This is a genomic window from Nostoc sp. 'Peltigera membranacea cyanobiont' 213 (genome assembly GCF_002245975.1).
Lineage (GTDB): Bacteria > Cyanobacteriota > Cyanobacteriia > Cyanobacteriales > Nostocaceae > Nostoc.
On record NZ_NOLI01000297.1, the window covers coordinates 1 to 3259 of the forward strand.

At 44.2% G+C, this 3259-nt stretch carries 1 protein-coding gene; it reads right to left on the bottom strand.

Annotated features, from left to right (window positions below; translation table 11 throughout):
• A partial coding sequence (locus CDG77_RS34195) for a non-ribosomal peptide synthetase (RefSeq protein WP_143857169.1) occupies positions 1-3259 on the bottom strand: 3259 nt, incomplete at both ends.

Sequence of the window (3259 nt, forward strand, 5' to 3'; positions counted from 1 at the left end):
CTGCTCCCCTGCTCCCCTGCTTCCACTGAACGGGTTGGGAATGAATTTTTCTTGTGTTAATTCTGGTCGGTTCAAGTAGCCTTTTGCTAATCCTGCACCACCGATGTGTAACTCTCCTGGTACACCTACGGGTACTAGTTGTAAGTTTTGGTCTAGTATGTATATCTGGGTATTGTCAATTGGACGACCAATAGAAATCAAGCTGTCATTGGATTCGAGTTGACATACCAATGACCAAATAGTAGTCTCTGTTGGCCCATAAAGGTTCCACAAAGAAGCGTTTCTGGCAAACAGTTGATTAACTAGATCCCAAGGTAAAGCTTCACCCCCGCAAAGTATTTTTAGATCGCTAAATTGGTAGTTGGAGTCTAAAAGCAATCTCCAAGTAGCTGGAGTTGCTTGCATAATTGTTGCCTTAGACTTAACTAGCAAGTCAAATAACTCTCTTCCATCCAGGGTCGCGTCACGACGGGCTATGACCACAGATGCACCTACAGTTATAGGCAGAAAAATTTCTAAACCAGCAATATCAAAGGAAATTGTAGTGATTGCAAGCAGTGTATCTTGTTTTGTTATTCCTGGGCGCTGCTGCATGGCAGATAGGAAATTGCTCACAGCACTATGTGAGATTTGCACACCTTTGGGCTGACCTGTAGAACCGGAAGTATAAATCACATAAGCTAAGTTACTAGCTTGGATATCAGTGATGAGATTTCCTTGAGCCAACTGAGAAATCAACTCCCAGTTAGTATCCAAGCTTATAAGCTGCGCTTGACACTGGGGTAATTTCTCAACTAAATGGTGTTGACTCAGCAGCACTGAGACTTGAGCATCTTCCAAGATAAAGCTTAGACGCTCTTGGGGATATTCTGGGTCAAGTGGTACATAAGCCCCACCCGCCTTGAGAATACCAAGTAATCCCACGATCATCTCCAAAGAGCGCTCCACACAAATTCCTACCAGCACATCGGCTCCTACACCCAAAGACTGCAAGTAATGTGCCAACTGGTTAGCACGACAATTCAACTCGTGGTACGTCAATTGGTGATTCTCAAACACAACTGCCACGGCATCGGGCGTGCGCTCTACTTGCTCCTCAAACAACTGATGGATACATTTATCTTGGGGATAATCTACGCTTGTATCATTCCACTCCACTAATAACTGTTGCTGCTCAGATGCTGTGAGCATTGGCAATTGGGAAATCCGCTCATTAGGATTTGCCACAATTGCCTCAAGCAGCGTCACAAAATGACCAGTCATCCGTTCGATAGTGCTGCTATCAAACAAGTCAGTGTTGTACTCCCACCCTCCAAACAGTCCAATGGGAGTGTTTTCCATTGATAAAGTTAAGTCAAACTTTGCCGTGGTGATTCCTATTGGCAAGCCACTGATACTTAACTCAGTCAACTCTATTTCAGACATGGGTGCGTTCAGGAGAACGAACATCGTTTGGAACAATGGTGTATGGCTCAAGTCCCGTTCTGGCTGCAATGCTTCCACCAACGTCTCAAAGGGCAAATCTTGATGAGCATAGGCGGATAATGCCATTTCCCGAACACGTGGGAGTAATTCGTTAAAGGTGCGATCGCCTGAAACTTGAGTTCGCATCACTAAAGTATTGACAAAAAAGCCAATAAGTGCTTCTAACTCAGTGCGATCGCGGTAGGCAATTGGTGTTCCCACCAAAATATCTTCTTGTCCCGTGTAGCGGTAAAGCAGGGTATTATAAGCCGCCAACAACGTCATAAACAAAGTTACCCCTTGCTGTTGACTCAGTTTTTCCAACTGTTGGGTCAACTCAACAGACAGCATAAACACATGATATGAGCCATTGAACGTCTGCACAGCAGGTCTTGGTCTATCTGTGGGTAGTGGCAAGAATGTGGGTGCATTTGCCAACTGTTTTTCCCAGTAACTCAACTGGTTTTGTAGTACTTCTCCAACTAACCATTGTCTTTGCCAAATAGTAAAATCCGCGTACTGAATTGGTAGTGGTAATAGAGGTGATGGTTGACCTTGAGAATAAGCATTGTACAGTGCTTCTAACTCCTGGACAAACACACCTATTGACCAGCCATCACAGACAGTATGGTGCATACACACTGATAACCAATGTTCTGTAGGAGACAGCACCACCAATATCGCTTTGATTAATGCATCATGAGCTAAGTCAAAAGGCTCAATTCCTTGTTGTTCCAGTAATTTCTGTGCAGCCGTTTTTTGTTCTGTTACTTCTGCTGAGGCAGAGGCTTCTCTACGAGATGCTGCGCGAACGCTCAGTACAGGTGTTGATAAATGCTGCAAGTCAACGATTCTTACTGTCCAATTCGTTACCGTTTGAATTATTTGTAAAGGTTTTCCATCAACAGTAACAAAGTTGGTGCGTAATACTTCATGGCGATGAATAATTTCAATTAAGCTTTGTTCTAAGGCTGCAACATTAAGAGTTCCTACTAAACGCAAACCTATGGATAGGTTGTATGAGGCACTGTTCAACTCTAACTGGTCTAAAAACCACAAACGCTGTTGAGCAAATGACAGTGGTATTTCTGCATTCTCTACCCGCTTTAAAATAGGTGGTGCTGACAGTTCTATATCTTGCTGCTGTAACTGCTGAATCAATAGCGCTAATTGGGCAATTGTTGGTGCAGAAAATAACTCACGTAATGGTAGTTCTACTTTCAATCTGGTACGCACACGGGAGATAAATTGCGTTCCTAGTAGGGAGTGTCCTCCTAGTTCAAAGAAGTCATCATCTCTGCCTACAAGCTCTACTTTCAGGACTTGTTGCCAAATTTGTGCAAGGATTTCTTCAATTGGGTTACGTGGAGCTACGTATTTATCTCTTGATTCACTACTTGGCTCTGGTGCTGGTAGAGCGCGACGATCTATTTTGCCGTTAGGGGTTACGGGTAAAGCTTCTAAGATGACGATCGCACTTGGTACCATGTATTCTGGTAGCTTTTCTTTGAGGAAGCTACGCAGAACGCTAATTGTAGGTGTCACCTGTGGCTGCGGTACGATATAAGCTACTAGGCGCTTGTCACCCCTGTTATCTTCACGGGCTATGACACATGATGCTTGCACGTGGGGATGTTGGCTCAGTGTTGCTTCTATTTCTCCCAATTCAATGCGGAATCCCCGGATTTTTACTTGGTTGTCGATGCGTTCCAGGTATTCGATATTGCCATCTGGTAGATAACGTGCTAAGTCCCCTGTTTTATAGAGACGTTTTTCCCCCCTGCTCCCCTGCTCC